Source organism: Nostoc sp. UHCC 0251 (assembly GCF_034932245.1).
Lineage (GTDB): Bacteria > Cyanobacteriota > Cyanobacteriia > Cyanobacteriales > Nostocaceae > Nostoc.
This window is the reverse complement of record NZ_JAYGHD010000472.1, coordinates 990-5125: the sequence shown is the minus strand read 5'-3', so window position 1 is coordinate 5125 and position 4136 is coordinate 990. Positions and strand designations below refer to the sequence as shown.

Annotated in this window: 3 protein-coding genes; all 3 read left to right on the top strand. The window is 44.7% G+C overall.

Annotated features, from left to right (window positions below; genetic code table 11):
- Positions 1–137: 137 nt before the first annotated feature.
- Positions 138–1541, top strand: coding sequence for a 3-isopropylmalate dehydratase large subunit (gene leuC, locus VB740_RS35770; protein WP_323204544.1), 1404 nt, complete (start codon positions 138–140; stop codon positions 1539–1541).
- Between the two features lie 81 nt (positions 1542–1622).
- Positions 1623–2231, top strand: coding sequence for a 3-isopropylmalate dehydratase small subunit (leuD, locus tag VB740_RS35765; protein WP_323204543.1), 609 nt, complete (start codon positions 1623–1625; stop codon positions 2229–2231).
- A gap of 995 nt (positions 2232–3226) precedes the next feature.
- On the top strand, positions 3227–4136 hold a 910-nt coding region (locus VB740_RS35760), incomplete at its 3' end, for a calcium-binding protein (RefSeq protein WP_323204542.1).

Sequence of the window (4136 nt, the reverse complement as noted above, 5' to 3'; positions counted from 1 at the left end):
GGGGGTTAGGGGGTTAGGTTTTTCGTGGACTTTTCCACATAACGTGAAAAGTCAGAACTAATATGAAGTGATGTAGGAAAACCTAGACTATTTTTTGATACTATTTAAGACCGGACTCCTTAAATATTGATTGACGTATGAGCAAAGGTACCCTGTTTGATAAAGTTTGGGACTTACACACCGTTGGTACACTTCCCTCAGGGCTGACGCAACTATTTATCGGGCTTCACCTAATTCATGAAGTCACCAGTCCCCAGGCCTTTGCTATGTTACGCGAGAGGGGTCTAAAAGTACTGTTTCCAGAGCGGACTGTCGCTACAGTGGATCATATTGTGCCGACAGAAAACCAGGCGCGTCCTTTTGTCGATAGCTTGGCAGAGGAAATGATTCAAGCGCTGGAAAATAACTGTCAAGAAAATAACATAACTTTTTACAATATTGGTTCTGGGAGCCAGGGTATAGTTCACGTCATCGCTCCAGAACTCGGACTCACCCAACCAGGAATGACGATCGCTTGTGGAGATAGTCACACTTCCAGTCATGGGGCATTTGGTGCGATCGCATTTGGTATTGGTACTAGTCAAGTCCGGGATGTTCTTGCTTCCCAAACCCTCGCTCTCTCTAAACTGAAAGTCCGCAGAATTGAAGTTAACGGCACTCTCAACCCTGGTGTTTATGCCAAAGATGTAATTTTACATATTATCCGCACCCTTGGCGTGAAAGGTGGCGTGGGATATGCCTACGAATTTGCCGGTACGACATTTGAGCAAATGAATATGGAAGAAAGGATGACTGTCTGCAATATGGCGATCGAAGGCGGTGCTAGATGCGGCTATGTCAATCCCGATCGTGTCACCTACGATTACCTCAAAGGTAGAGATTTTGCTCCTAAAGATGCAGATTGGGATAAGGCAGTAGCTTGGTGGGATTCCATCAAGAGCGATGCTGATGCCCATTACGATAATGTGGTGATATTTGACGCTGCGGAAATTTCTCCTACTGTCACCTGGGGGATTACTCCCGGTCAAGGTATCGGTATCAACCAGTCAGTACCTCAGCCGGAAGAACTGCTAGAAGAAGACCGATTTATTGCTGAAGAAGCTTACCGCTACATGGATTTGTTTCCCGGTCAACCGATTAAGGGTACGAAAATAGATGTCTGCTTCATTGGTAGTTGCACCAACGGCAGAATTAGTGATTTGCGAGAAGCGGCGAAAATCGCTAAAGGTCGCCACGTTGCAGAGGGAATTAAAGCCTTTGTTGTCCCTGGTTCGGAACGGGTGAAGGAAGAGGCGGAAGCTGAAGGACTGGATAAAATCTTTCAAGAAGCTGGATTTGAATGGCGGGAACCGGGATGTTCTATGTGTCTGGCCATGAACCCCGATAAGCTACAAGGAAGACAAATCAGCGCTTCTTCCTCTAACCGCAACTTTAAAGGAAGACAGGGTTCCTCTTCCGGTCGGACATTGTTAATGAGTCCGGCGATGGTCGCCACAGCTGCGATTAAAGGCGAAGTCTCAGATGTGCGTGAGTTGTTGTAATTTTTTGGTCATTGGTCATTTGTCATTGGTCATTTGTAGAAATTAACAGGCTGTCATTGAAATGATAGGTAAATAAAGTTTATGGTGAGTGAAGTTAAAACAGTTTCAGGGCGCGGTATACCCTTAGTGGGCAATGATATAGATACCGATCGCATCATTCCCGCGCGATATTTGAAAGCCGTTACCTTTGATGGGTTAGGCGAAGGCGCATTTATTGATGATCGGACAGCACTGAAAGGTGAACATCCCTTTGACCAACCCCAGTACCAAGGGGCGAATATTTTAATAGTCAATAGAAATTTTGGCTGTGGTTCATCACGGGAACATGCACCCCAAGCGATCGCAAAATGGGGAATCCAAGCTTTAATCGGTGAAAGCTTTGCCGAAATCTTTTTCGGTAACTGTGTGGCGATGGGTATACCTTGTGTGAGTGCCGATGCTGTTACTGTTAAACAACTGCAAGAGTTAGTCGCTGCCAATCCTCAAGCCACCGTGACAGTAAATCTGGAAACCTTGCAAGTGCAAATTGGTGATTACACAGCCCCAGTTGCGATCGGTGAAGGGACAAGAAGTACATTTATTTCTGGAACTTGGGACGCTTGCGGTCAGTTGGTGGCCAATGCTGACCAAGTTCGAGCAACAGCTGCAAAGTTACCCTACGTAGGTTGGGGCAATTTAGCCGCGAGTTAATTTTCCTCATTCTCTGGCTGAGAACCAGAGAATGAGAAAATGCCCAGAATTAAGGGCAGTTTTTCTCCTGCCTCCTGCCCGACGCTCGCGGACTCGCTCTAAGCGAAGCATCCCGAAGGGTATACGCTGCGCTATCTGCCTCCTGCCTTCCTAGATAAAAACATCAAAAGTTGAATCATCAACCCAAGTTGCGGCTTATCATCCAATACGCTTGGGTTGAGGAAAGAAACCCAACATTTCTAGGCTTTGTTGGGTTACGCGTTGCTTAACCGAATTTACAATTTTTTTTAACTGAACCATATTGGTTTATTAACTTCCAAATGCTTTGCAACGATAAGGTCGTGCATTCAGTGGTTCTACGCTTCACCTCCACTGAAATTAATCTAGAACGGAAATATTCAATTAAATTCAAGTATTACATTTTACTCATTAAATAAATACTTACTTCAGAGTAAATGCAAACATCCATGCTTCAAGCTTCAGTAAAAACCCTTGGCTATTAACAGCATAGATCGATTGTTGATTACTGCTTTGAGGTCGGTGACACTTTTAAGTACTTTAGATAAAACCTCACTATAATTTACAGGTAAATACTCGCTTATTAATACTGCTAAAGAAGTTAAACGTTGTCATTAAAACCACAACATAAGCACGGGTTACTATTTAATTATCATTTATTATTTTAACTTTATTTAAAGTTATCTAATCGGCTGAAAACCTCTTAAATAAAGGCATTCACGAATATATTTTTATTTTTCAGATGACCCAAAAAATCATCATATAGTAAGGTATGTTTGTAAAATTTATAAAAAATGAGTTTTATAAAAACAAATATTCTGCATAAAATAAGAACGTATCCCTGAATAATACTTAGCAGCTAAAACCTACAAGTTTTGTAGCGTGTAGACAGAAACTAGTACTTTCATACTTTTCTTAGAAATAAAGTACTAGTGGCTCATTGTTCACTGAGAATTTAAAAATCAGGAGTATTAATCATGGCAGTAATTTGGACCCCAGGATCAGGACCAACCAATAGAGCAGATACAGGTATTAGTAATGCCGCTTCTGATAACTTCAGTGGTTTTGGTGGAAATGACACCCTAATTGGTGGTGATGGAGATGACACCCTCAATGGTGGCGCTGGTAATGACCTGCTGCAAGGTGGCGATGGTATCGACTTGCTAGTTGGTGGGGGCGGGAACGATACCATAATCGGAGATCGTGGCAACGACATTTTCACTGGTGGAGCAGGCGACGACCGACTCATCTGGAACAACGGTGACGGTAGCGACAGCATCAGGGGTAACGCTGGCGATGACGTGGTTGAGGTCAACGGCGCCGCAGGTGCGGGAGACACCTTCCGCCTAGAACAAGACGCTCAAGGAAGAGCAATCTTTGATCGGCTTAACTTAGTTCCCTTCACTCTGACTGTAGACACCGCAGAGAGTTTTGAAGTCAATGGTGGCGGAGGCAATGACATCTTCGATGTTAACGACTTGGAAGAAACTAGTGTAAGTGCAGTCAGCTTTACAGGTGGCGCTGGCAATGATTCCCTTGATGGTAGTGGTACATCTACACCCTTAACTGGCTCTGGTGGTGGTGGAAGTGATACCCTAATTGGTGGTGGTGGCAATGACACCCTTAATGGTGACGCTGGTAATGACTTGCTACGAGGTGGCGATGGTATCGACTCTCTATTCGGTGGAGGCGGAAGCGATACCATAATCGGAGATCGTGGTAACGACACTTTTGCTGGTGGAGCCGGCAACGACCGACTCATCTGGAACAACGGTGACGGTAGCGACAGCATCAGCGGTAATGCTGGGTCTGACGTGGTTGAGGTCAATGGTGCCGCAGGTGCGGGAGACACCTTCCGCCTAGAACAAGACGCTCAAGGAAGAGCAA